The sequence below is a fragment of the Kitasatospora sp. NPDC001603 genome (assembly GCF_040298365.1).
In the GTDB taxonomy this organism is placed as follows: domain Bacteria; phylum Actinomycetota; class Actinomycetes; order Streptomycetales; family Streptomycetaceae; genus Kitasatospora.
Genome location: NZ_JBEPAA010000089.1, coordinates 1 through 23,427, shown reverse-complemented (window position 1 = coordinate 23,427; position 23,427 = coordinate 1). Strand labels below are relative to the sequence as shown.

At 74.9% G+C, this 23,427-nt stretch carries 20 protein-coding genes; 6 read left to right on the top strand and 14 right to left on the bottom strand.

What is annotated here, in order from left to right; all coding sequences use genetic code 11:
• The first annotated feature begins 58 nt into the window (after nt 1–58).
• Nucleotides 59–451, top strand: coding sequence for an STAS domain-containing protein (locus ABT263_RS33910; protein ID WP_352296515.1), 393 nt, complete (start codon nt 59–61; stop codon nt 449–451).
• A 143-nt stretch (nt 452–594) separates the two neighbouring features.
• Complete coding sequence (locus ABT263_RS33905; protein WP_329491334.1) at nt 595–1,071, top strand: ATP-binding protein; 477 nt, start codon at nt 595–597, stop codon at nt 1,069–1,071.
• A 278-nt stretch (nt 1,072–1,349) separates the two neighbouring features.
• Here the strand turns inward: ABT263_RS33905 and ABT263_RS33900 are convergent, their stop codons facing one another.
• The 10 genes from ABT263_RS33900 to ABT263_RS33855 all read right to left on the bottom strand — a co-directional run bounded on the left by ABT263_RS33900 (nt 1,350) and on the right by ABT263_RS33855 (nt 13,312).
• Nucleotides 1,350–1,763, bottom strand: a complete 414-nt coding sequence (locus tag ABT263_RS33900; RefSeq protein WP_352296513.1) for an SsgA family sporulation/cell division regulator — start codon at nt 1,761–1,763, stop codon at nt 1,350–1,352.
• A 167-nt stretch (nt 1,764–1,930) separates the two neighbouring features.
• The gene (locus ABT263_RS33895) at nt 1,931–3,259 is read right to left on the bottom strand and encodes a cryptochrome/photolyase family protein (protein WP_352296510.1); all 1,329 of its coding nucleotides are present in this window, start codon (nt 3,257–3,259) and stop codon (nt 1,931–1,933) included.
• 314 nt (nt 3,260–3,573) lie between these two features.
• On the bottom strand, nt 3,574–4,860 hold the full coding sequence (locus ABT263_RS33890; RefSeq protein ID WP_352296508.1) for a PP2C family protein-serine/threonine phosphatase: 1,287 nt from the start codon (nt 4,858–4,860) through the stop codon (nt 3,574–3,576).
• A gap of 114 nt (nt 4,861–4,974) precedes the next feature.
• Entirely contained in the window at nt 4,975–5,241 is a 267-nt protein-coding gene (locus tag ABT263_RS33885; protein WP_329491330.1) for a metal-sensitive transcriptional regulator, read from the bottom strand.
• Nucleotides 5,242–5,341: 100 nt separating this feature from the next.
• The gene (locus tag ABT263_RS33880) at nt 5,342–5,689 is read right to left on the bottom strand and encodes a PRC-barrel domain-containing protein (RefSeq protein WP_380390802.1); all 348 of its coding nucleotides are present in this window, start codon (nt 5,687–5,689) and stop codon (nt 5,342–5,344) included.
• 776 nt (nt 5,690–6,465) lie between these two features.
• Nucleotides 6,466–8,217, bottom strand: coding sequence for a serine/threonine-protein kinase (locus ABT263_RS33875; protein WP_352296505.1), 1,752 nt, complete (start codon nt 8,215–8,217; stop codon nt 6,466–6,468).
• Nucleotides 8,218–8,375: 158 nt separating this feature from the next.
• A complete protein-coding gene (locus tag ABT263_RS33870) occupies nt 8,376–9,554 on the bottom strand; it encodes a low temperature requirement protein A (protein ID WP_352296502.1) in 1,179 nt (392 codons plus the stop codon).
• 137 nt (nt 9,555–9,691) lie between these two features.
• A complete protein-coding gene (locus ABT263_RS33865; RefSeq protein WP_329491326.1) occupies nt 9,692–10,186 on the bottom strand; it encodes a GNAT family N-acetyltransferase in 495 nt (164 codons plus the stop codon).
• Entirely contained in the window at nt 10,187–11,542 is a 1,356-nt protein-coding gene (locus ABT263_RS33860; RefSeq protein WP_352296499.1) for a DUF6271 family protein, read from the bottom strand.
• 681 nt (nt 11,543–12,223) lie between these two features.
• Nucleotides 12,224–13,312, bottom strand: a complete 1,089-nt coding sequence (locus ABT263_RS33855; protein WP_352296496.1) for an N-acetylglucosamine kinase — start codon at nt 13,310–13,312, stop codon at nt 12,224–12,226.
• A 263-nt stretch (nt 13,313–13,575) separates the two neighbouring features.
• Here ABT263_RS33855 and ABT263_RS33850 point away from each other — a divergent pair, with 263 nt between their 5' ends.
• Complete coding sequence (locus ABT263_RS33850; protein WP_352296493.1) at nt 13,576–14,115, top strand: hypothetical protein; 540 nt, start codon at nt 13,576–13,578, stop codon at nt 14,113–14,115.
• Here ABT263_RS33850 and ABT263_RS33845 read toward each other — a convergent pair.
• From ABT263_RS33845 to ABT263_RS33830, 4 genes are all read right to left on the bottom strand, one after another.
• Nucleotides 14,102–14,947 carry an SAM-dependent methyltransferase gene (locus ABT263_RS33845; RefSeq protein WP_380390792.1) on the bottom strand — a complete coding sequence of 282 codons (846 nt, stop codon included), beginning with the start codon at nt 14,945–14,947 and terminating at the stop codon, nt 14,102–14,104. The two genes, ABT263_RS33850 and ABT263_RS33845, sit on opposite strands and share 14 nt — an antisense overlap.
• Before the next feature lie 269 nt (nt 14,948–15,216).
• Nucleotides 15,217–15,909, bottom strand: a complete 693-nt coding sequence (locus ABT263_RS33840) for a response regulator transcription factor (protein WP_352296490.1) — start codon at nt 15,907–15,909, stop codon at nt 15,217–15,219.
• The gene (locus ABT263_RS33835) at nt 15,906–17,132 is read right to left on the bottom strand and encodes a sensor histidine kinase (protein WP_352296487.1); all 1,227 of its coding nucleotides are present in this window, start codon (nt 17,130–17,132) and stop codon (nt 15,906–15,908) included. Before ABT263_RS33835 ends, ABT263_RS33840 begins: the two co-directional genes overlap by 4 nt.
• 147 nt (nt 17,133–17,279) lie before the next feature.
• A complete protein-coding gene (locus ABT263_RS33830) occupies nt 17,280–19,550 on the bottom strand; it encodes an MMPL family transporter (RefSeq protein ID WP_352296485.1) in 2,271 nt (756 codons plus the stop codon).
• Nucleotides 19,551–19,989: 439 nt separating this feature from the next.
• Between ABT263_RS33830 and ABT263_RS33825 the strand changes: the two genes are divergently transcribed.
• The 3 genes from ABT263_RS33825 to ABT263_RS33815 all read left to right on the top strand — a co-directional run bounded on the left by ABT263_RS33825 (nt 19,990) and on the right by ABT263_RS33815 (nt 23,359).
• Nucleotides 19,990–21,114 (top strand): DegT/DnrJ/EryC1/StrS family aminotransferase, encoded by a 1,125-nt coding sequence (locus ABT263_RS33825; protein ID WP_352296482.1) that lies wholly within the window; start codon nt 19,990–19,992, stop codon nt 21,112–21,114.
• A 180-nt stretch (nt 21,115–21,294) separates the two neighbouring features.
• Complete coding sequence (locus ABT263_RS33820) at nt 21,295–22,254, top strand: NAD-dependent epimerase/dehydratase family protein (RefSeq protein WP_352296479.1); 960 nt, start codon at nt 21,295–21,297, stop codon at nt 22,252–22,254.
• A gap of 13 nt (nt 22,255–22,267) precedes the next feature.
• Entirely contained in the window at nt 22,268–23,359 is a 1,092-nt protein-coding gene (locus ABT263_RS33815; protein WP_352296476.1) for an MGDG synthase family glycosyltransferase, read from the top strand.
• Nucleotides 23,360–23,427: the final 68 nt, after the last annotated feature.

The window sequence follows — 23,427 nt, the reverse complement described above, 5'->3', positions numbered from 1 at the left end:
GCGGGCTTTCCCCCGCGTATGGTCGAAGGGAACTCTCTGGAGGGGAAAGACAACCACGATGCCAGTCGAGGACGAGCAGTACCGGATCACGGCCGCGGCGAGCACTCTGCCGCCCGCGCTGACCGTGGACATAAGGCGGGCCGACGCCGAGGCGGCGGTCTGCGCGGTGGCGGGTGATCTCGACATCGACAGCCTCCTGCCTGCCGAGCGGGCGCTGACCTCGCTGGTCGACGAGGGCACCCCCCTGGTCGTGGTCGATCTGGAGGGCGTCGGCTTCTGCGACTCCTCCGGCCTGAACCTGTTGTTGAAGACCCGCCTGGCCGCCTCCGCCGCCGGGGTGGAGTTCCGCCTCGCGGCCGTGGCCACGCCGGTCGCCCGCGTCCTGGAACTGACCGGCGCCGGCGCCGTGTTCTCCATCCATGACTCGGTCGGCGCGGCGCTCGTCCGTTGAACACGACCGTGCGATCCGGCCCGCTCCGCCCGCCCATGACCACGGGCGACCAGTCGAACGGCCGTCACAGGAATATCCTGGCGCTGCCCGGGAATCCGATCGGACGACGAGCCACAGCAACCGCACGAAGGGGTGAACCGCATATGACGAGGGGCCGGGGCACCCTGGACGACAACCGGTCCGGAGCCACGCTTCCGGAGGCCGGCCAACGCCGGCGGCTGCGGCTGGCCGGCCTGCCCAAGCCGGTGGCCCGTTCGCGTGCCTTCACCCAGCAAGCGCTCGCCGACTGGGCGTGGCTGGCTCCGGAGAGCGGCGCGGACCCGGACGTGGCGGACGATGTCGTGCTGCTCGTGGCCGAGCTGGTGGCCAACGCGATGATGCACGGCGGCGGGCCGCTCGAACTCGTACTGGACGCGTCCGCGGCCCGGCTCCGGGTGGAGGTGAGCGACGGCGAGTCCGCGCTCCCCGAGCCCCGCCTGCCGCACCGGCCGGGGCTGCCCGGCGGCCACGGCCTGTTCATCATCCAGCGGGCCGCCGACCGCTGGGGCGCCGAGCGCCACGAGCAGGGCAAGGCGGTCTGGGTCGAGATCGACGCCGCCCGGCTCGCTCCCGGGCGCTGAGCGGCTCGGGGTTCAGGGCTCTCAGGGGTCAGGGCACTCAGGGGTCAGCAGGACACAGGCCACGGCCCGGGCGGTTTCCCCGCCCGGGCCGTGGTGTTCGTCGTGCTCCGGCCGATCCTCGTGCGTCGGCTGTTCGTCGTACCGGGCTCTCCGCGGCTCGCCGGCCGACGCGGGTGGTTGCGCCCGAAGCCCGCTCCAGGCGGAACCCCGCCCATGGCCGGGGGCGGTGACGCAGCCTCGTGCTGAGGTCGCCACCGCCCCCGGCCGTCGCGCTCCGCTCAGCCGGTCTCCCCCACCAGGCCCGCCACCGTGTCCGGCCAGTCGAGCAGCCGGTGCTCCGTCCCCGGGGCGACCACCTCGTACGTCCGACGGAGGAAGTGCACCATGTCCCGGGAGGACAACACCAGGACGGCACAGCCCTCGTCGCCGTGGAACTCGACGGCGATCACGCCGGGAGCCCACGGCCGGACCCGTAGGTCCCCCAGACCGGACGGCTTGCGCAGCCCCTCCCCGAACAGCTCGCGGGCCGCCGTCCAGGACAGCGCACCCTCCACTCCGAGCGAGGCACCGGCCCCGAAACCGAGCGACAGCGCGAACGGGTCGGCCGGGTCGTAGCGCAGCCCCATGAGCACCGGCCGGGGCTCCGGGCCGACGAGACAGGCCTCGATGACGTCCTCGACGATCTCGGGCACCGTGCGCCCCCCTTCTGTTGCGGCAGTGGTGCACGCCCGGCTACCCCCGCCGGCGGGGACCATGCGTGTCAGAACCGCTCGAGCGCCTCCGGCCGGTACACTTGACCGCTCGTCATGTCGCCCTACGGGCCCGCGAGGGGCGCCCGACCGATGGTTCGGTCGGGGGCTCAGTCGAGGCCGCGAGCGTGGCGGAGCCGGGCGGAGATCGTCTCGGGCTCGACGATCGGTGCCGGGTAGCCGGCCGGTGGGTGGTCCAGCCGCCACGGGCGGTGCACGGAGCGACCGGGCAGGTCAGCCAACTCAGGGACCCAACGCCGGACGTAGGCCCCGTCCGGGTCGAGCCGGTCCGCCTGGGCGAGCGGGTTGAGCACCCGGTTCGGCCGGGTGTCCGTACCGGTCCCGGCCACCCACTGCCAGTTGAGCTGGTTGTTGGCCAAGTCACCGTCCACCAGCAGCCGCAGGAAGTGGGCGGCGCCCGTCCGCCAGTCCTTGTAGAGCGTCTTGGTCAGGAACGAGGCCGTCACCAGCCGAGCCCGGTTGTGCATCCAGCCCTCCTGGGCGAGTTGGCGCATGCCCGCGTCCACCAGGGGGAAGCCGGTGCGGCCCCGGCGCCAGGCCTCGGACTCCGCGTCGTCGGGCAGCCACTGGTCCCCCTTGGACCGGTAGTCGGCGTGCGCCGCCTCCGGGCGGGCGGCGAGCACCTGGTGGTGGAAGTCCCGCCAGGCCAGCTGCCGGACGAACGCCTCCGCACCGCTGCCGCCGCGTCGTTCGGCGGACGCCACCAGCTCGGCCGCGGAGACGCAGCCGAAGTGCAGGTAGGGCGAGAGGCGCGAGGTGCCGTCGGCGGCGAGGTCGTCGTGCAGTTCCTCGTACCGCTCCAGGGCGTAGCCCTGCCAGAGCTTGCGGCCGGGACGCTCACCGCCCGGCGGCAGCCCCGGCGAATCCGGCGTGACGGCCGGGACGGGCTCGCTCGCGAGGCCCTCGGGCGTGCGCAGCGCCCGGGGCGCGCGGTGCACCGTCCGGCGCGGAGCCTGCTGCCAGGTCCGGAAGTACGGGGTGAACACGGCGTAGTGGTCCTTGCCTGCGGGGCTGACCGTGCCCGGTACGGCCACGGTCAGCACGCCGTCGTGGACGTGCAGACGGGAGCCGAGGGCGTCGCGCAGGGCCTGCTCGCGGCGGTGGGCGAAGGCGCTCACGCCGGCGGCGACGTGGACCGAGACGGCGTCCACCTCGGTGGCCAGCCGGGCGGTCTCGGTGGCGGCCGTGCCCCGGCGCAGCACCAGCCTGCCGCCGAGCGGGCGCAGCGCGGCGTCGAGGTCGGTGAGGCAGTCGGCGAGGAAGGCCATCCGGTTGGGCGGGGCGAAGCCGGCGGCGTCGACCTCGGGGTCGAGGACGAACAGCGGCACGACCTCGTCGGCGGCCTCGGCGGCGGCCCGGAGCACGGGGTTGTCGTGCAGGCGCAGGTCCTGGGTGAGCAGGGCGATGGAGACGGTCATCAGTGGTGGCCCGGGGGTCGTGGTGGGGTGGATGTGGGGCAGGTCCGGCCGGTCCGGCGGAGGCGGTGTTCGGTGTTCGGCGGTGCGGCGGTGCGGCGGTGCGGCGGTGCGGCGGTGCGGCGGTGCAGTGTTCGGCGTTTGGCGTTCGGTGCGCGGGGCGGCTGCCGGTCGGCGGCTGCCCTGCGGGGACAGACGAGCCTCCCACCCTGGTGCGCCGAACGGGGCACGGCGCGCCGGGAATTCACGGCCGGTCCCTATCCGGGACGGAGCCGCGGGCAGCTCAGCGCGTTGCCGGCCGGGGCGGGCTCCCTGCGTCAGTGGGCGGGGTGCCATTCCACCAGGACGATCGTGGCGTCGTCGGTGAGCCGGTGGTCCTGGCGTTCCAGCAGTGCGTGGATCAGCCGCCGCAGTGCCTCCGGAGCGGCCTCCCCGGCCTCCGCGGCCCGGACGATCATGTCCGTCAGCCGTTCCTCGCCGAACAGCTCGCCGGCGGCGGAGCGTGCTTCGGTGACGCCGTCGGTGTGGATGAGCACGCGGTCGCCCGGCTCCAGCAGGACCTCGTGGACGGTGCCGGGCATCCGCTCGTATCCGGCGAGCCCGAGAGGGAGTTCGGCGGCCCGTTCGAGCGCGGCCGGTACCACCCGCTGGCGGCGGATCAGCAGGGGCGCGGGATGCCCGCGGTTCACCCAGCTCAGCCGGCCGTCCGAGGTGTCCAGCTCGGCGAAGACCCCGGTGAGCAGCCGCTCCGGGAACCACCGGTCCAGTTCTCGGTCGACCACGGCGGCGATGTCCGCGAGCCCGCCCCCGGCCCGGCGGACGGCCCGGCAGGCCGCGATCGCCAGTGCCGACGACCCGCCCGAGGCGAGGTCGTGCCCCATCGCGTCGACGACGGTGAGCCGCAGTCGGCTCCCGCTGAAGCTGTGGTCGAACGCGTCGCCGCCGATCTCGTAGGCGGGCTCCAGCACCGCGGTCGACGTCACGTGCCTGGTGCCGACCGTGCGCGGTGGCATGAAGGCCCAGGCCAGTTCGGCCTGGAGGGTCATCGGAACGACCCTGGTGGTGTCGATCAGATCATCCACGAAGGACAGTTTCGCCACCACGATCAGGCCCACCAGCGAGGCGAGGGCCAGGCAGCGGTCGATGTCGACGGCCGCGTCCGGGGGCGCGTCGACGCGGAGCACCCCGATCCGCTCGACACCGTCGACGATCGGCAGCCACAGCACCCGGCCGGTCCCGTCCTCGGCCGGCACGGACTGGGGCACCCCCGTGCAGTAGGCCCGGCTCGCCGGGCTCCCCTCCAGCGGGAGCACCCAGCTCGGCGACCGTTCGGGGGCCGGAGCGCCGGTGTCTGGGGGCGAGCCGGGGAGATCGGGCACCTCGGACACGACGACCGGCCCGGTGGGAGCGTCGGTGCCCTCCGCCGCCGGTGGGAGCAGCGGTGCGAGCTGCACCTGCCGCACGTCGGCGAGCAGGACCAGCGCGTCGGTGAGCCCCATCGCCCGGGCCGCGTCCCGGACGGCCGTCGCGAGCTCACCGGGGCCGATCCGCTGGGAGGCCGCCAGCAGGCCCTCCATCGCCCGGCCGAAGCCGATGTCGTCCATGGCCTCCACCTTCCGCCGGGACCATTCTCCGCCGATCGGCGCGGCCGGTCACGGCGTGCGACCGGGCCCGGGCCGCCGCGCCGTCTGGCCGCCGGGCCGGCCGGCCGTCCGGCCTCAGGCGAGGGTCAGGAAGAGCTTCTCCAGCTCCGCCTCGCTCATCGGCGGGGCATCCCCGTCGGCGGCGGCCATGCACTGGCGCATCCCGCTGGCCACGATCTTGAATCCGGCACGGTCCAGGGCGCGGGAGACCGCCGCCAACTGGGTGACGACGTCCTTGCAGTCCCGGCCTGCCTCGATCATCGCGATCACACCGGCCAGCTGCCCCTGGGCCCGGCGGAGCCGGTTCAGGACCGCGCCCACCGCTTCCTCGTCCACCTGCATCCCGGGAGCCGCCTTCCGCCGTCGTGACCGAGCCGCCAGCGTACCCCGTGGGGTATCGCGGCCGCCGGGCCGACCCGTACGCACCCCTCCCCCGGGCCGCTCAGCGCCTGGCCAGCCGCCGCTCACCGCCGGCGCCGGGGGTGTAGGCGAGTGCGTAGTGCGCGAAGACCGCCGGTTCGTCCTCGGCGGGCAGCACGTCGTCGGTGCCGATCGAGGGCGCCTGCTTGACCACGCCCTTGGCGAACGCGACCCGGACGTAGCCGGGCCCGACCACGGCGCCGTCGAGCGGGACGAACACCAGCCGCCGCCGGGACGGCAGGCCGACCGTGACGGTCACGAAGAACGGCTGGTCACTGGCCGTCTCCACGTACACCGACTCCAGCGTGCCGATCCGGTGGTCCTTCTCGTCGACCACGGCGTGGCCGCGCCACTCCCTGATGTCAGCCATTCCGATCACCGCAGCCTCCCGTTGTCGCCGGTGCCGTCCTCGGACGCCCGGGATCTCCATCCTGCGCCGCGACGGGCCGGGGCGCCCGGCGAGCACCGCGGCACCCGACCGGCCGGAGAAGGGGTACACGGGCCGGCGGCCCCCGGCACTCGTCGACGGGCCCGCGCAGCCGGCGCGCCGGGGGGCCGAGGAGGCCGAGGAGGCCGGGCCGAGCGGGTGCACGCCGAGGCCGCCGCCCGGCAGGTTGAGCCTGGCCGGCGCCGTCCTGCACTCGCTGCGGCACGCTTCGGTGGCGGGGACCGGCGAGGCCGTGGGAGCGGCCCCGCGCCCTGGAGCTGTCCGGCCGGTCAGGTGGCGCGCCGGGCTCGCCCCCATCGGAAGGGGTGGCTGTGAGGGAGACGGCTCGTGAAGCGGCCGTTGCGTGGGTGCAGAAGATCACGGACGCGGACTGTGCCGACGATGCCGAGCTGTGCGGGGTCATGGAGGCGTAAGGCAAGGCCCTCGGCTGTCCGAGCGGCTACGGCAGCGACTTGATCTTCTGGCCCGAGGGAAGGCAGCCGACGGCTCCCGAGGTCGTCGATCAGGCGTTGGGGTACCGGCCCTTCGCCCGGTGAGAGGGCCCCGAGCCCGCGGCCGGACGGCCGGGCACCGTGTGCTGGCGCGCCGCCGTGGGTACGACGGCAAGGACCGTCAGCCTTTCGGCGGCCCGAGCCGGGCCCGGGTCATCTCCGGTACCGGAGAAGACTCCGGCTACCGCTCCGGTACCGGGGAGGCGGTCACTGTCGGGGGAAGTCCTGGTCCGCCCGCAGGGCGAGGGTGCGCCACCCGTGGGTGATCTCCTCGCGCAGCGCGCCCGCGTCGGGCTCGGTGCCGCCCGGGCCGTGGCGCGTCGTCAGCAGGTCCAGCAGTGCGCCACCGTCGCCGGGGCGGGTCTGCGGGTCCGCGGTCAGCGCCCGGCCGACCACCGCCGCGAGCGCCGGGTCGAGCGCGGCGAGAGCTGCCAGAGCCGTCGGCTCCGGGCCGGTGTCGACGATCCGGCGGATCACCGCTCCCGTGCTGGCGGCCGCGAACGGACTCCCCCCGTGGGCCGCGCACACCACGCAGCAGGCCCAGGCCCAGACGTCCGCCGCCGGGCCGACCGGCCCGTCGCCGAACTGTTCGGGCGCCATGTAGGTCAGCGTCCCCGGGCCGCCGCCGGTGCGGGTCAGCCGGGTGCCGTCGACGATCGCCGCGATGCCGAAGTCGAGCAGCCGCGGCCCCGCCGTCGTCAGCATGATGTTGGCCGGCTTGAGGTCCCGGTGCACCAGCCCCAGCCGGTGCACCCCGCGCAGCGCGAGGGCCAGCGCGAGCGCGAGGGCCCGCAGCGCCTCCGGGGAGCGGATCGGCCCCTGCTCGCGCAGATGGACGTCGAGCGGGCGGCCGTCCAGCAGCTCCATGGCCAGGTAGGGGCGCCCGGAGTCCACACCGGCGTCCAGCACCCGGGCGGTGTAGGCGCCGGAGACCATCGCCAGCACCTCCGCCTCGCGCTCGAAGCGACGCAACAGGTCGGCTTCCCCGAGGAGTTCGGGGTTGATCGTCTTCAGTGCGACCTGGGTGGCCGAGCCCTCCCGACGGGCCAGGTAGACCGTCCCCATGCCGCCGGCCCCGATCCGGCCGAGCAGTTGGTACCCGCCGATCGTCCGCGGCTCGTGCGGGTACAGCGCCTGGTGCGGGACGTGCCCGACGGGTGAGGCGGGTGAGGCCTGCCCGGCCTGCCTCGCGGGTTCGACGCGCCCGAGGTGCAGCGGAGCCGGCGCGAACTGCGGCGCCGGTGGGGCGGGGACGGACCACGGCGCGTCGACCGGGGCGGCGGGCATCGGCAGGTGGGACGCGGGCCGGGCGGCGGGCGGAGCATCCGGCGGGACGTGGGCCGTGCGGCCGGCACCGCCGGCCAGCGGGCGCCGGCTGGTCACGAGCGCGATGATCTGGAACATCAGCGCACCCTCGACCACCCCGATCGGCAGCACCAGTGCACCGAGCACCGCGCGGAGGACGAAGCCGCCGATCAGCCGGACGATACTGCCGGTGGTCGTCCCGGCCCCCGGGGGCATGCCGACGACCAGCAGGTTGCGCTGCGTCAGGAGCCAGAGGAACACCCAGCCGAGCAGAGCGACCACCGCCGGGATGAGGTAGATCGGCTGCGTGATGGAGAAGTGGACGTCCAGGGCCTTGGCGATGGCCAGCGGGCTCTCCGAGACGATCGACGGCATCATGTAGACGAAGTCGGTGTCGGCGATCGTCGAGTTCAGCAGGGCCAGCAGGCCGGCCGCGCTCAGCAGCACGAGCACCTGTTCACCGACCGCCGCCGCCGTCAGCCCCGACGGCACCGCCACCCTCCCGCCCGGGCCCGCGAGGCGACCGATCGCGCGATGGCGGGTGGCCTGCTGAGCCCCCATCAGAAGCGGCAAGGACACCATCCGCACGACCAGTGCGACGCCGCCCAGGACCAGGATGATCAGGCCCAGCGGAGTCTCCGTGTAGCTCTCCATGAACGCCCCCCGTTGTGCCGTTCGCCGGTCAAGCAGACCGAGTATAGGCCGCGTCGCGATCACTCCGGCCGAACGGCGAACGGGGTCCGGGGGGGACGGCGAGTACGGCGCGGGCGGACGGCGGCGGCCCGGGCGGACGGCGGCGGCCCGGGCGTCCTTCACGCGCCTCGGCGCCGGGCCGGGCGGGCCGGTACGCCCGACGCGCACAGGAGTTGCCAGGCCACCGCCGCGGTCAGCCCCCAGATCAGCCACGCCACGCCGAAGTGGCCGGACCACCCGGCAAGCAGCAGCGTCAGCCCGAGGCAGGGCAGCGCCCAGCGCAGGGTCCGCCGCCAGGACGCCCCGGCCACCGCGGCCGCCAGCACGCCGACCCCGAAGTACCCGACAAGGCTCCCGCACAGCAGCCGGCGCGCACCCTCCGGGGTGTGGCCGTACGGGTGCGCGAGGCCCAGGCCCAGCCCGGCCGCCAGGACGGCGAGCGCGCACGTCGTGGCGGCGTGCAGCGCCATCATGACGCGCACCGGGAGGACGCCCGGGCCGTCCTTCGGCACACCGCCGTACCCGTGCAGCAGCGACATGCTCCACAAGCCGATGAGCAGCGCGAAGCCGCCCGCCGCGGCGCGGACCAGGGCCGCGTGCCAGACGGCCTCCCCCGCCACCGAGGTGATCTGGATGACCCCCTCGCCCAGCACGATGATGACGAACAGGCCCAGCCGCTCCACCAGGTGCGGGACGTCGGCGTAGGCCGCCTCGACCACCGGCACGCGCTCCGCGGTCCCCCGCTTCCTGATCAGGCGGTCCATCCGCTCCTGCGCCAGTCGCAGCACCCGGCTGCCGGAGGTGGTGAGCATGATCAGCAGGTCGAGCGCGAGACCGAGGGCCCACAGCCCGTACCGCGTCGGGGTGTCCGCCCAGAGCGAGACGATCCAGGGCACCGTGCCGGCGCCCAGCTGGGCCAGCGGCCAGTCCACGACCACCCGGCCGGGCCGCCAGAGCCGGCCGGAGAGCCAGCGCAGGAAGATGTACGCGAGCGCGAACGCCCGCGCGTGGTCCGCCCGGATCCCGGGGACGGCCGCGACCATGACGGCCAGGCCGAGCATCGCCGGCAGCAGGCCGGGCGTCCAGTCCCGGCCGCCCTCGACGTTCCCGTAGACGGTGAAGCAGACCCAGGAGATCCAGAACGCGAGGTAGAGCAGGACGTAGAGACCGAGGTCGGCGGCCGAGGGACCGCCGTGCAGCAGGTGGGAGAGCTGCAGGACGCCCGCGACGACGACCAGGTCGAAGAAGAGCTCGGTCCAGGAGGCATGCCGCTCGACGGGCGGCTGACATGTGCTCATGGGGAGAACATCGGCCGGGCGGCCCGCCCGCTGGAGCGGGCCCGGGGTCCGTTACCTCCTGCGCCCTGCGCCCTGCCTCCCGGCTTCCGGCTCCCGGCTCCCGACTCCCGCGCCGTACCGCCGGTCGACGGGTGCGGCTAGATCTCCATGGACATGTACACCGCGCGCTTGCCGTAGCAGGCCGGAACGGCGACCTCGCGGTGGGTGCGGTAGCCCAGCAGGGCGAGCAGGATGTCGCTGCGCCGGACCGCCACCATGGAGATCCGCTCGAAGCCCTGCTCCTGCGCCTCCTCGCGGATGTGGCGGATGAACCGGAGCGCCACGTCCTTGCCGCGCAGCGGCTCCGCGATGACGAAGTCGTGCACGTGCAGGTTGCGCGACTGGAAGTCGGCCTCCTCCACCTGCCCCAGGTCCGGGCACTGGTAGAGCGGGTAGGGCAGGCTCAGCAGGTAGCCGCCGACCTTGCCCCCGTGCTCCAGCACGAAGCAGGTGTCGGGTGAGGAACGCGCCCTGGACTGCAGCGCCTCCCGGCCCTCGGAGAGGTCGTCCGCCGCGTAGGCGTCGGACTCCAGCGCCACGACGGCGTCCCAGTCCTCGTCGGCCAGCAGGCGGAAGCTGATGTCGTCCGTCATCTACTCGGCCCCTCCGACGGTGGCACCGGCTCCGCCGGCGGGGCTGCCGCCCGGGCCCGTCAGGCCGTCGGTGCGGGCGGCCGCCACCATCGGGCCCCAGGCGGCGATCAGTCGCGCGAAGTCCTCGACGTCCGCCTTGGCCTCGTCGAGCAGGCGCTCCCGCAGCGGGGTCAGGTGATCGGCGAACTCCGCGTACTTCCCGCCCAGTTGCCGGTACGAGCGGTCGAGGACGTCCAGCCGGTGGACGTTCTCCGCCCGGTCCGTCCCGGCGCTGTCCCTGACCAGTTCCAGGATCGTGTCGACCCGTACGTGGTGCTGCTCGTCGAGCAGCTCGCCGCCGGCCGCCATCATCCGGCCGTAGACGGGGTAGAGGTAGAGCATCGACAGCAGGAACTTGGTGAACCGCAGCTGGTAGGCGGTGAATCCGGCGCCGCTCCGGCGGCCCGGGGTGTAGTAGTTCACGATGTGCCGGTTGTGCACCACGCCGGGCAGGGTGGCGTCCAGGACCACGTGCAGCAGGAAGTAGTCACTGCCGATGGTCTCGGTCGCGGGCGGCAGCGGGACGCGCTCGTAGACCTCGTGATCGAAGCCGATGTTGCACATGTCCACCTGCCAGATGTCGGGAGCACCGAGCACCGACTCGTCGGCGGTGAACGGGTCCGTCCCGCCCCCGGTGAACGACGCCTCGACCAGCTGCCGCTTCTCCTCCTCGGACCAGACGGGCGGCGCCCAGAGGCTGACCACGTCGTAGTAGAGGGCCGGGTCCAGCTCGCGGATCTCGCTGACGTCGACGGAGAGTTCACCGATGAAGGAGCTGCCGACCAGTGACACCGGCTTCTCGGCGTCCGCCGGCTCCAGCTCGCTCTTGGTGACGGCCGCCTCCGCGTCGGCCGCCCGCTTCCCGAGCGACAGCAGCTCCTGGTGGATCGGGAAGACCGGCTTCCCGTCCAGGACCTGGTAGTCGCTGTCCGAGTCCCGGCGGTGGACGGAGTCGCAGCCGAGGGCGGCGGCGATCAGGAACGCCCGGTTGGTGCAGGCACCGTAGGAGACGGCGTCGGGCAGCATCAGATCCAGCAGCCGGGCCGGTTCGGCGACGCCGGCGGCGTCGACCACCCGCCCCAGGAACTCCCCCTGCCGGGCCTCGTCGAGGTGGTGCACGACCACGCCCGCCGCCCCGGGCAGTTCGGCCACGGCGCGCGCGTGCGCCGCGAAGGTCGACGCGTCCGAGGAGTCCAGGACGACCAGGTGCACCTCGACCTCGAAGTGCCCGGCGGCGTACGCCGCCTCCTTGCCGATCGCCGAAATCGTCTCGGCACAGGCCCGGTTGGTGGGCAGGGCCAGACAGATTCTGCGCATGCCAGTTCTCCGTTCGGTCATCAGGTGTCGTGCTGTTAACGCGAGTTGAGCGAGGCCGAGCGTGGACCGAAGACCCAGTGCGTGCGGTGGCGAAGCGCTGGGCGCGCCGTGGACCGGCGCAGCGCCGTCCGGCATCCCGTTCCGGTCACTCCAGGGGTCGAGTCCGTTTGCCACCACGCCGATCAGGTACTCCTTGCGGCAGCCGTACCGGCGCCCCACCGGTGTCGGCAGCGAACGCGGCTCGGGCACCACCACCGGCGCCACGCGAACCGGCCGGACAGGCTGAACGGGGCCGGAGGACCGAACGGGCCGGGGCACGGCGAAGGCGTGACCGGCCACCGGTGGACCACACACCGGGAACGCCACAACTCACCGTTTCAGCTGGGTAGTTGATGCCCACGACGGGGACTCCTGCCAAGGCGCCCCCGCGCCGCCGACTGGCATTCCCCTACGGTGGACTAGACCAACTTCCGGTGTCAACCGCCTCCTTGGATCGGCTGCGGGCCACGGGGGCACGCTGCCCGATCGGGCAGCCGCCGCTGCCCGCGGCACAGAGCCGTGCGACGGCCCTCGGGAGGTGGGCCGTACACCCTTGACCACCGGGTTGCCGGGCCCGGGCGCTCGGTTGGCGCGGTCGGCCCGGGCGCTCGGTTGGCGCGGTCCGTCCGACCGGTCCGGGCCTCAGAGTCCTCCCCGGCCGTCCGTCAGGGTGCGGACGTCGAGCAGCGGTGGATCGACCGGCCAGGGCAGCGCGGTGCCGGAGGCACTCGCCGCCAGGCGCAGCGCGCCGAGCAGTGGCGGGCCGTCGGGGCGGTGCGGGCGCGCCGTCGGGAGGCGCTCGGTCAGCGCCGCCAGCGCCGCCCCGCGCAGGCGGTCCAGGGCGAACAGGCCCCCGGTCAGGGCGACCCGCGGGTCGGGCAGCCCGACGGCCCGGACGGCTGCGGCGGCCGCGTCCGCGATCTCCTCCCCCGCCCGCCGCACGATCGCGCCCGCGACCGGGCAGCCGCCGTCGGCCGCGTCGACCACGTCGGGGGCGAAGGCGGCCAGCAGGGCGGCCCGGTCGGGGCGCGGCTGCAGGGCGGCGGGCAGGCCGACCACCGGGCCGTAGCGGCGCTCGGCCGACGCCAGCAGTACGGCCGAGCCGCCCGTCCGGCCGTCGTGGGCGCGCAGCGCCGACTCCAGGCCGGCCCGGCCGATCCAGCCGCCGCTGCCGCAGTCGCCGAGCAGTTGGCCCCATCCGTCGGCCCGGTGCCAACCCGTGTCCGGGTGGACGCCGATCGCGACCAGACCGGTCCCGGCGGCCACGGCCACACCCGGTCGACGTCCGAGGGCGCCCACGTGGGCGGTGACGGCGTCGCCGGCCAGCACCACCCGGTCCGCACCCGTCGCGCGGGCGAGCGGGGCGGGGAGTTCGCGGGCGAGGTCCCGGCCGAGCAGGGCCATGCCCGTGGCCCCGACGGCCACCGCCCCGATCCGCGCGCCGGGCGGCAGGCCGGCGATCAGCGTGCCCAGGGCGGGGAGTACACGGCTCAGCAACGCCTGCGCGTCGTGCCCTCCTGCGGTGATCCGGGCCGGGGCCGCGATCCGGTCGGTCCGGGCGCCGGAGAGGTCGGCGGGCCACCCGCCGGGAGCCAGGGCGAGCCGGACTCCGGTGCCGCCGACATCGATCCCGACCACCCAGCTGCCGTCCCGACAGTCCTGGCCGGGATGGCCGGGATGGGGCGCGGTGGAGCCGGCGGGGTGCGGTACGGCGGGATCGATCCGGTCCACAGCGGCCCTCCGCTCGGTGCTGTTCGTGCCCGGGACGGGACGTCCGTACGAGCCGGCTCGGCTTCCCCGTGGGGTGTCACCCCCGGGGCCTGTCCGAAGTGTGCCACCGCGCCCCGCCGGGCAGCCGTCGCTCCGGAGGTCCCGGGCGCCGTCGTCCGGCCTGCCCCCTCGGGGACGCATCGGGCGGCTTGCACCGCGGACAAGATCATCAAACGATGCGCCCAGGACGGCGGGAGGGCCCCGCCGCACGGATCGGGGGACGTGTGATCGTCGTGCGCGAGGCCGAGTTCGACTGCGAGGAAGTGTTCGAGCCCCACGACGCGGTCCGGCCAACTCTCACCTGGTCATCACCGCACGCGACGCGTCGGTCGGCCCGGACCGTCTTCGACGGCGAACGCGTCCGCTACGTCCCGGACGGGCTCGTCCACCCGACGCACCGCCGCCGGGGCCTGGAGCTCGCCCGGTTCTCCACCGGCCAGGAGTCGAGGCTGGAACGACAGCGCGACCACGCCTCCTACCGCTCGCCGGGATTCCTCTCCTACGAGGAGAAGCGGATGTCGGCGTCCGGGCTCCCCCGGGCCCGGCCGCCCGGCCCGGCACCGGACCGCAGGCGGACGGCTGACGGTTCCCGCGCCCGCCCGCGCCGCGGGCACGGGAACGGCGGGCACAGGAACGGCGGGCACAGGAACGGCGGGCACGGGAACGGCGGGCACAGGAACGGCGGGCACGGGAACGGCGGGCACAGGAACGGCGGGCACCGGCGGGGCCGCCCCGGTGGCGGCGGGCGGTTCAGCCGCGCTTGACGGCCACGCCGCCGTACATCGCGATGTCCTGGTCGCGCACCGGCGCCGCGTCCGCGTCCGGCCGCCACTGGTGGACCAGGGTCACGCCCGGGTCGAGCAGGTCGTAGCCGTCGAAGAATGCGAGCGTCTCGTCCTTGTCGCGGATCTGCAGGGGAATCCCCCGCGCGTTGTACTCGCGGCCGACACCGCCCACACCCACCGGGTCGGTGTCCCCGGTGAAGACGGTCAGCGCCAGGAAGCTCCCCGGGGCCAGCTCGTCCATGAACCGCCGCACGATGCCCTGCGGGTCGTCCTGGTCGAGGACGAAGTGCACGATCGCGATCAGCGAGAGCGCCACCGGCTGCGTCAGGTCCAGGACCTCGCGCAGTTGCGGGGCCCCGATGATCGAGTCGACGTCGCGGAAGTCGGCGTCGATGTAGGTGGTCCGGCCCTCCTCGGTGCTCGACATCAGCGCGCGGGCGTGGGTCAGCACGATCGGGTCGTTGTCGACGTAGGCGACGCGGGCCTCGGGGGCGATGCCCTGGGCGATCTCGTGCACGTTGGGCGAGGTCGGAATCCCGGTGCCGATGTCCAGGAACTGGCGGACCTTGTGCTCCTCGGCGAGGTGGCGGACCACCCGCTGCATGAAGGTGCGGGTGGTGCGCATCGAGGTCGGCAGCGCCGGCCAGGCCTTGACCGAGGCGTGGGCGGCGGTCCGGTCCGCCTCGAAGTTGGTCTTGCCGCCGATGAGGTAGTCGTACACCCGGGCCGAGTGCGGGACGTCCATCCGCAGGTCCACCCCCGGCCAGCGCCGCTCCTGCCGGTTCCCTGACATCCACCCCATGCCTGACATCCTCGCCCCTCCCGCTCCCCGCTCACCCGGGGAAGCAGCTCCGGCCGCCCCGCTGGCGGGCCATCGTGCGCATGGTAACGGTGCCGCCCGAACAGCGCGGCTGCCGGGGTCCGGACAGCGCGGGGCCGGTCGCGGGACCAACGCCCGGCGGCCGCAGCAGCCGTGGTGCCCCGTCAGCCCGGCGGCCGGGCAGCACGGCCCGGGCCCGTCGCGCCGGGCTCGCGGGCGCGACGGGCTCCACGGAGCCGGGTACCGCGGGGCGACCGGGCTCAGCGCGGCGGGCGTGCCGCGCGGGCGGCCGGGACCAGGCCGGACTGGTAGGCGATGGCGACCAGTTGGGCCCGGTCGCGGGCGTCGAGCTTGGACATCGCGCGGTGCACGTGCGTCCGGACGGTGAACGGGCTGACGTACATCCGCTCGGCGATCTCCTCGTTGGTCAGACCGGTGGCGGCCATCGACATCACCTCGCGCTCGCGGGCGGTGAGCACTGCCAGCCGCTCCGACGCCCCCTCGCCGGCCCCGCCGGGATCGGGCTGGGCCAGGAACTGGTCGATCACCGCGCGGGTGGCCGCGGGCGAGAGCAGGGCCTCCCCGGCGGCCACCGTGCGCAGCGCGGCGAGCAGTTCCTTCGGATCGGCGCCCTTGCCCAGGAAGCCGCCGGCGCCCGCCCGCAGCGCCTGGGCCACGTACTCGTCGATCTCGAAGGTGGTGAGGATGAGCACCCGGGTGCCGCTGAGCTCCGCGTCGGCGCAGATCGCGGCCGTCGCGGAGAGGCCGTCGACGCCGGGCATCCGGATGTCCATCAGGACGACGTCGGGCCGGGTGGCCCGGGCGAGCTCCACGGCCTCGCGGCCGTCGGCGGCCTCCCCCACCACCTCCATGTCCTCGGCCGCGTCGATGAGCACCCGGAAGGCGCCGCGCAGCAGCGCCTGGTCGTCGGCGAGCAGTACGCGAATGGTCATGCGTGGTCCTTGTCGTCTCGGGCGGCGGTGCGCAGGGGGAGTTCGGCGGAGACCAGGAAGCCGCCGTCCGGGCGGCGGTCGGCCCGGAGCCGGCCGCCGACGGCGCCGGCGCGCTCGCGCATGCCGATGAGCCCGTACCCGGCGGCGCCGGGCGCCGCCGGGGCGAGGCGGGGCCGGCCCGGCGCGGGCCCGTTCCCGGTCGGCCTGGCGTTCGCGACGGTGAGCGCGACCCGGCTGCCGGAGTAGGCGAGCGTGATGTCGGCGCCGGCTCCCCGGGCGTGCTTGGCCACGTTGGTCAGGGATTCCTGGACGATCCGGTAGGCGGTCAGGTCCACACCCGGGGAGAGCGGGCGCGGCTCGCCCTCGACGGCCAGCCGGACGGGCAGTCCGGCGCGTTCGAAGGAGTTGATCAGGTCGGGCAGTTGCCCGAGCCCGGGCGCCGGCTCCAGTGGGGCTTCGGGGTCGTCGGCGCGGCGCAGCAGCCCGACGGTGGCCCTGAGCTCCTGCAATGCGGAGCCGGTGGCGTCGGTGAGGTGGCTGAGCATCTCGCGGGCCTCGGCGGGGTGGGTGTCCATCAGGTGCACGGCGATGCCGGCCTGGGCGTTGGCCAGGGCGATGTGGTGTGCGACGACGTCGTGCAGGTCGCGGGCGATCCGGATCCGCTCGTCCGCGACCCGGCGGCGGGCCTCCTCCTCGCGGGTGCGCTCGGCGCGTTCGGCGCGCTCCTCGATCGCGGCCAGGTGGGCCCGCCGGTTGCGGATCGAGTCGCCGACGGCGCCGGGCAGGACGACCCAGGTGGCGACGCCGATCTTCTCGGCCAGCGGCGCCTCGGAGTCGACGACCAGGGCGGTGACGGTGAGCGCGACCGCCGAGACGGCGGTGGCGACCCGGGCGGTGAGCCGGTCGGTGCGCACGGCCAGGAAGTAGAGCGCGACGATCAGCGGCAGGATCAGGGTGGGTGTCGGTTTGGCCGCGATCAGCTCGATCACGACCCCGAGGCCGAGGGTCGCCGCCACCACCGTGCGCGGGTAGCGGCGGTGGAGGAGGAGTACGGCGCTGGAGACCGCCGCCAGGGCCAGCGGTACGGGGGCGGGGCGGCCGTAGTGGCCCGTCCTGTCGATCATGGTGCCGGCGACGGTGAGCAGGAACAGGGTGAGCGCGGCCACCGTGTCCAGCAGGCGGGGGTGCTGGCGGGCGTGGCGCCGCAGCCAGGTGTCGGTCATCTCGTGCTCTCTGGGGTCCGGGAGGCGGTGGCGGCGCCCCCGGGCGGGCTCCTGCCGACTGCGGTCGCCCGCCTCCGCCGGGTGGCGGGGCGGGCGGGGTCGGGGCCGCCGGCGCGGACGGCGGCGGCCCCGACCGGGAGGAACGAATCAGACGCCCACGAAGTGCCTGGCCGGCTCCGGCTCCGGCTCCCGGGTCTGCAGCCGGGCCCCCTCGACGTCGATGTCGGGCAGGATCCGGTCCAGCCGGCGGGGCAGCCACCACGCCCGGCGGCCGAGCAGGGCCAGGGCGGCCGGGATGATGGCCATCCGGACCACGAAGGCGTCGAAGGCGACGGCCGCGGCGAGGCCGAGCCCCATCATCTTGACCATCGGCTCGGCCATGCCGATGAAGCCCGCGAAGACGCTGATCATGATGAACGCGGCGGCCGTGACCACCCGGGCGTTGTGCCGGAAGCCGGTGACGACGGACTGGCCCGGCTCCTCCCCGTGGACGTAGGCCTCGCGTATCCGGGTGACCAGGAAGACCTCGTAGTCCATGGCCAGGCCGAAGACGACCCCGATCATGAAGATCGGCATGACGCTCATCACCGGGCCGGTCTGCTCCACGCCGATCAGCTCGGCGAGCCAGCCCCACTGGAAGACCGCGACCACGGCGCCGAGGGCGGCGGCCACCGAGAGCAGGAAGCCGAGCGCCGCCTTGAGCGGGACGAGGACGGAGCGGAAGACCACCAGTAGCAGGAGGACCGCGAGCCCGACCACCACGGCGAGGTAGGGCACCAGCGCGTCGCTGAGCTTCTGCGAGACGTCGATGTTCATCGCGGTGGCACCGCTCACCAGGACGGTGGCGCCGGTGGCGGATTTCAGGCCGGCGGCGCCGGCCCGGATGTCGTGGACGAGCTGCTGCGTCTCGGCGGCGCTCGGCCCGGTGGACGGCACCGCGTTGATCAGCGCCGTGTCACCCGCCGCGTTGAACACCGGCGGCGACACCGACACCACGCCCGGCAAGCCCGCCACCTCCTTGCCGACGCGGTCGGCGGCGCCCTTCGGGTCGGCCGCGCCCTTGGCGTCCACCAGGAGGGTCAGCGGGCCGTTGAACCCCGGCCCGAAGCCCTCGGAGAGGTGGTCGTAGGCGCGCCGCTGGGTGGTGGAGGTCGGCTGGGACTCCGCGCCCGGCAGCCCGAGCCGCAGATCGAGGGCGGGCAGGGCGAGGACGCCGAGGCCCACGACACCGGTCAGCAGCACCGCCACCGGGCGGCGCAGCACCAGGCGGGCCCAGCGGGTGCCGCCGTTGGCCGGCTGCCGCTCCGCTTCGGCGGCGGCCGGGGCCACCGGGCTCCCGGCGGTCGTGCCGTCGGCGACGGCACGCAGCCGGCCGACACGGCCCCGGCGGGCGGCGCGCCGGGCCCGGCGCGGCAGCACCCGGTCGCCGAGGAAGCCGAGCAGGGCCGGGACCAGTGTCAGGGCGATCACGACCGCGATCACGACCGTGCCGGCGGCCGCCATGCCCATCTTGGCGAGGATCGGGATGCCCACCACGGAGAGCCCGGCCAGCGCGATGACGACCGTCAGCCCGGCGAAGACCACGGCGGAGCCGGCCGTGCCGACCGCCCGGCCGGCGGCCTCCTTCGGCTCGTACCCCTCCAGGAGTTCGGCGCGGTAGCGGGAGACGATGAAGACGGCGTAGTCGATCCCGACGGCGAGGCCGAGCATCATCGCGAGCGTACTGGTCGTGGTGGAGAGGCCGAGGGTACTGCCGAGGGCGGTGATCGCCGCGATGCCGAGGCCGACGCCGACCAGGGCGGTCAGCAGCGGCAGCCCGGCGGCGGCCAGCGATCCGAAGGTGATCACCAGCACGACGGCGGAGATCGCCATGCCGATGGCCTCCGACGTGCCGCCCGCCTCCCCACCGCCCATGAGCGCGGAGCCGCCGATCTCGACCGTGAGGCCGGCGTCCCGCCCGTGCTGCGCCGCCTGTTGGAGGGCGTCCGTGGCGGCCGTGCTCAGGGAGCCGGGCTTGGCGTCGTAGCCGATCGTCGCGTAGGCGGTCGAGCCGTCCTTGGAGACGGTGCCCGCCTGGAACGGGCTGACCGCGCCGGTGACCTGCTCGCCGTGGGCGAGCTCGGCGACCGTCCGCTCCACGGCCTGCTGGTGGGTGGCCGCGGTGATCTTCTGCCCGGAGGGGGCGACGAACACCAGGCGGGCCGACGCGCCCTCGGCGGTGCTGCCGGGAAAGCGCGCGTCCATCAGGTCGAAGGCCTGCTGTGCTTCCGTGCCCGGCATCGCGAAGCCGTCGTCGGGTGCCGCCGGTGCCTTGGCGGCCAGGACTCCGGCGGTCGCCAGCAGGGCGACCCAGAGCAGGGTCGTCAGGCGGCGCCTGAGGAAGGCCCATCGGCCCAGGCGGTACAGGAATGTGGCCACGGGAGAGCAGACTCCTTCGGATGACGTGCACGGGTGCGGCGGCGGGCCCGGGGCCGCGGCACGGCCCGGGGCGCCCGGAGCACGGCCATCCTCGATCGCGGGGGGCCGCCGCGTCGTCATCGCTGCGCAGGCCGTTCACGTAGTCCGTGCGCAGTAGCGCGGCACCCGGACGGAGTACGTCAGCTGCACCGCGGGGAGCAGCCGCCGGGCCTTCCGGCTCCCCGGCCCGGCCTCCACCGGGGCGGACGGCGGCGTCCGGCGGGCCCCGGCGGTCCGGTGACCGCCCGGTCACCGGGGCAGTCACCCGGGCGGTCGGTGACGACGGGCCGGGACCGGGCAGGCGAAGTAGCGTGATGTGCCTGGCCCGACCGATTTGTCCGGTCCGGCCGGAAACGAACCCGCTAGATGATCTGATCATCCTGCTGCCGGAGGTGGCCTCATGGGCGTTCCAGCCGCTCGCATCGTGTTCGACGAGAGCGACCGCGCGGCCGTCGCGGACGCGGTGGCGGAGATCCTCGCCACCGGTGCGCTGACCCTCGGCCCCTGGACGGAGCGCTTCGAGCAGGCCTTCGCGGCCGAGCACGGCGCCTCGCACGCCGTGGCCGTCGCCAGCGGGACGGCCGCGCTGGAGATCGTCCTGCGCACCGTCGACGTCCGCGACCGCGACGTGGTCGTCCCGGCGGTCACCTTCTACGCGACCGCCGCCGCCGTCGTCCACGCCGGCGGACGCCCCGTCCTCGCCGACGTCGACCCGGCGACCTTCGCGCTCTCCCCCGAGACGCTGGAGGCGGCCCTCACCCCGGACACCGCCGCCGTGGTGCTGGTGCACATCGGCGGCCTGATCACCCCCGAGGTCGACGAGCTGCGCGCGATCTGCGACCGCCGGGGCATCCCGCTGGTCGAGGACGCCGCCCACGCGCACGGCAGCAGCTACGCCGGGCGCGCGGCCGGGTCGTTCGGCCTGGCCGGCGCCTTCTCGTTCTACCCGACCAAGGTCACCACCAGCGGCGAGGGCGGCATGATCCTCACCGAGTCGTCCGACCTGCGCGACGAGGCACGGATCCACCGGGACCAGGGCAAGGGCTCGTTCACCACCAACCACCACGTCCGGTTCGGCGCCTCCTGGCGGCTGAGCGAGCTCAACGCCGTCGTCGGCGCGGTGCACCTGCGCCGGCTCAAGGAGTTCGTGGAGACCCGGCGCCGGGTGGCCCAGCGGTACGACGCGGCGCTCGCCGGGCTCGACGGACTGCGGCCGACGGTCGAGCCGGTCGGCTGCCGCAGCAACTACTACAAGTACGTCGCCCTGCTGCCGGCCGGCGTCGACCGCGCCGCGTTCAAGCGGGAGGTGGCCGAGGAGCACGGGGTGCGGCTCTCCGGCGAGGTGTACGACCTGCCGCTGCACCTCCAGCCGGTGCTGGCCCCCTACCGGCGCGGGCCGCTGCCGGTCGCCGAGGACCTCTGCGCCCGGCAGATCTGCCTGCCGGTGCACTCCGACATGACCGAGGACGAGACCGACCAGGTCATCGAGGCGGTCACCGCCGTCCACCGGCGGCTCGCCGGATGACCGGGACGGCCGAGAGCACCGGGGCCGCCGGAGCCGGCGGAACCACAGCGACCGCCGGGGCCGCCGGACGGGTCGGCCGGTCCCGATGACCGGAACCACCAGACAGCCCGGAACCACCGGAACCACCGGGACGCCCCCGGACCGGACGGTCCGGGCGAAGGCCGGACAAGGAGAGAGACCGTGCGCGTAGCCGTCACCGGGGGATGCGGATTCATCGGCTCACACGTCGTGGACCGGCTGATCACAGCCGGCCACGAGGTGCTCGCGGTGGACACCACCGACAAGTACCTCAACGCCGACGCCGAGCACGCCCGCATCGACATCCTCGACCTGACCACCCTCACCAGCGCCCTGGACGGCTGCGAGGTGGTCTTCCACCTCGCAGCCATGGCCGACGTCGAGCAGGTCGCCGCCGACCCCGTCCGGGCCGTGCGGATGAACATCGACGGCACCGAGGCCGTCCTGGAGGCGTCCCGCCGCAGCGGCCTCAGCCGCACCGTGCTGGCGAGCACCGTCTGGGTCTACGGCGCCGCCCTCACCGACGACCAGCTGGACGGCGGTGCGCAGGAGCTGGACGAGCACGTGCCCATCGAGCTGGAGCGCAGCGGACACCTGTACGTCGCCACCAAGCTGGCCGCCGAGATGCTGGTGCACAGCCACCGGGAGCTGTACGGGCAGCACTTCACCATCCTGCGCTACGGCATCCCGTACGGACCGCGGATGCGGGACGAGCTGGTGGTCGCCCGGTTCGTGCAGGCCGCGCTGGCCGGCCGGCCGATCACCATCGCGGGCGACGGCCGGCAGAGCCGCAACTTCGTCTACGTCGAGGACCTCGCGGACGCCCACGTGCGCGCCCTGTCCCCCGCCGCCGAGGACCAGACCTTCGCCCTGGAGGGCTCCACCGCCGTCTCCGTCCGGGACATCGCCGACACCGTCGACCGGCTGCTCGGCCCGGTCTCCATCTCGCACATCGAGGCCCGGGCCGCCGACTACGACGGCCGCCGCATCTCGGCCGCCCAGGCGAAGCGGCTGCTCGGCTGGTCGCCGAAGACCACCTTCACGGACGGCGTGCGGCGCTACGCGGACTGGTACCGCGACGAGGGCGGCCCGGGCGCCGGCCGCGCGGCCGGCGGCTCCTGAGGCGGCGCCCCCGGTGCCGCACGCCCTGCTGGTCTCCGGCTCGCTCGGGCAGGGCCACGACGTGATGGCCCAGGCCTGCGCCGACTCGCTGCGGGCGCGCGGCTGGACCACCGCCACGGTGGACGCCATGGCGCTGCTCGGACAGCGCGCGGGCGCGGTCGGCGAGGCGGTCTTCCGCCGGCTGCTCGACCTGCCCGGCGTCTACGACGCCTTCCACTTCGCCGCGCTGCGCCCCGGTGCCCGGCCGGCCCTGCTCGCCGACGCCGCTGCGCGGACCAGGCTCGTCCCGGCCCTGCGGGAGCTGGTCGCGCGGCAACGGCCGGAGCTGGTGGTGTCGGTGTTCGCCACCGCCACCGCGGCGGTGAACCGGCTGCCCCGGCGGGCCGGCGGGCCGGCCTTCCGGCATCTGGTGCTCTGCACCGACGTGACACCCCACCGGCTCTGGGTGCAGGAGGGCACCGACCTCTTCCTGGTCACCTCCGAGGTCGCGGCCTGCGCGGTGCGGCGCTACCGGCCGGAGGCCGCGATCGCCGTGCTGCCGGCGCCGCTGCGGGCGCCGTTCTACCACCCGCCCACCCGCGCGGCGGCCAGGGCCGAGTTCGGGGTGCCGCCCGACGCCAGGTGCGTGCTGCTGATGTCCGGCTCCTGGGGGCTCGGTCCGCTCGCCCGCACCGCCACCGACCTGGCGGACGCCGGACCACACGTGCTCGCCGTGGCCGGGCGCAACCGCGAGCTGGAGCGCCGGCTGCGCCACGCCGCCGGCCACCGTCCGCGCCTGCACCCGTTCGGCTACACCGAGCGGATCCCCGCCCTGATGACCGCCGCCGACCTGGTGGTGACCAGCTCCGGGGACACCTGCAGCGAGGCCCGGGCACTCGGCCGCCGACTGCTCCTGCTGGACGTCGTCCAGGGCCACGGCCGGGACAACCTCCAGCACGAGCTGGAGCTGGGCCACGCCGACGTCACCTCCGCCCGGCCGGCCGACGTGGTCCGCACCGCCCTCGCCGCCCTGGACCGCCCGGCCCCACCCCCCTCGGCCGGCGCCTCCCCGGAGGGCTGGCGAACCGGCTTCGCGGCCGCCCTGACCCAGGTCGGGCTGGGCTAGGGGTGTTGGGGGGGGGGCGGCCGCGGGCGGGGGGGGGGGGGCGCACCCCCCACCCCGCCGGCCCCCGC

Coding starts and splice junctions, on each gene's coding strand:
- ABT263_RS33825 (WP_352296482.1), top strand. CDS start 19,990: ATGGGCGTTCCAGCCGCTCGCATCGTGTTCGACGAGAGCGACCGCGCG.
- ABT263_RS33885 (WP_329491330.1), bottom strand. CDS start 5,241: ATGCAGGTGGACGAGGAAGCGGTGGGCGCGGTCCTGAACCGGCTCCGC.
- ABT263_RS33870 (WP_352296502.1), bottom strand. CDS start 9,554: ATGAGCACATGTCAGCCGCCCGTCGAGCGGCATGCCTCCTGGACCGAG.
- ABT263_RS33860 (WP_352296499.1), bottom strand. CDS start 11,542: ATGCGCAGAATCTGTCTGGCCCTGCCCACCAACCGGGCCTGTGCCGAG.
- ABT263_RS33845 (WP_380390792.1), bottom strand. CDS start 14,947: ATGTCAGGCATGGGGTGGATGTCAGGGAACCGGCAGGAGCGGCGCTGG.
- ABT263_RS33840 (WP_352296490.1), bottom strand. CDS start 15,909: ATGACCATTCGCGTACTGCTCGCCGACGACCAGGCGCTGCTGCGCGGC.
- ABT263_RS33835 (WP_352296487.1), bottom strand. CDS start 17,132: ATGACCGACACCTGGCTGCGGCGCCACGCCCGCCAGCACCCCCGCCTG.
- ABT263_RS33890 (WP_352296508.1), bottom strand. CDS start 4,860: ATGGACGACATCGGCTTCGGCCGGGCGATGGAGGGCCTGCTGGCGGCC.
- ABT263_RS33875 (WP_352296505.1), bottom strand. CDS start 8,217: ATGGAGAGCTACACGGAGACTCCGCTGGGCCTGATCATCCTGGTCCTG.
- ABT263_RS33895 (WP_352296510.1), bottom strand. CDS start 3,259: ATGACCGTCTCCATCGCCCTGCTCACCCAGGACCTGCGCCTGCACGAC.
- ABT263_RS33910 (WP_352296515.1), top strand. CDS start 59: ATGCCAGTCGAGGACGAGCAGTACCGGATCACGGCCGCGGCGAGCACT.
- ABT263_RS33865 (WP_329491326.1), bottom strand. CDS start 10,186: ATGACGGACGACATCAGCTTCCGCCTGCTGGCCGACGAGGACTGGGAC.
- ABT263_RS33905 (WP_329491334.1), top strand. CDS start 595: ATGACGAGGGGCCGGGGCACCCTGGACGACAACCGGTCCGGAGCCACG.
- ABT263_RS33880 (WP_380390802.1), bottom strand. CDS start 5,689: ATGGCTGACATCAGGGAGTGGCGCGGCCACGCCGTGGTCGACGAGAAG.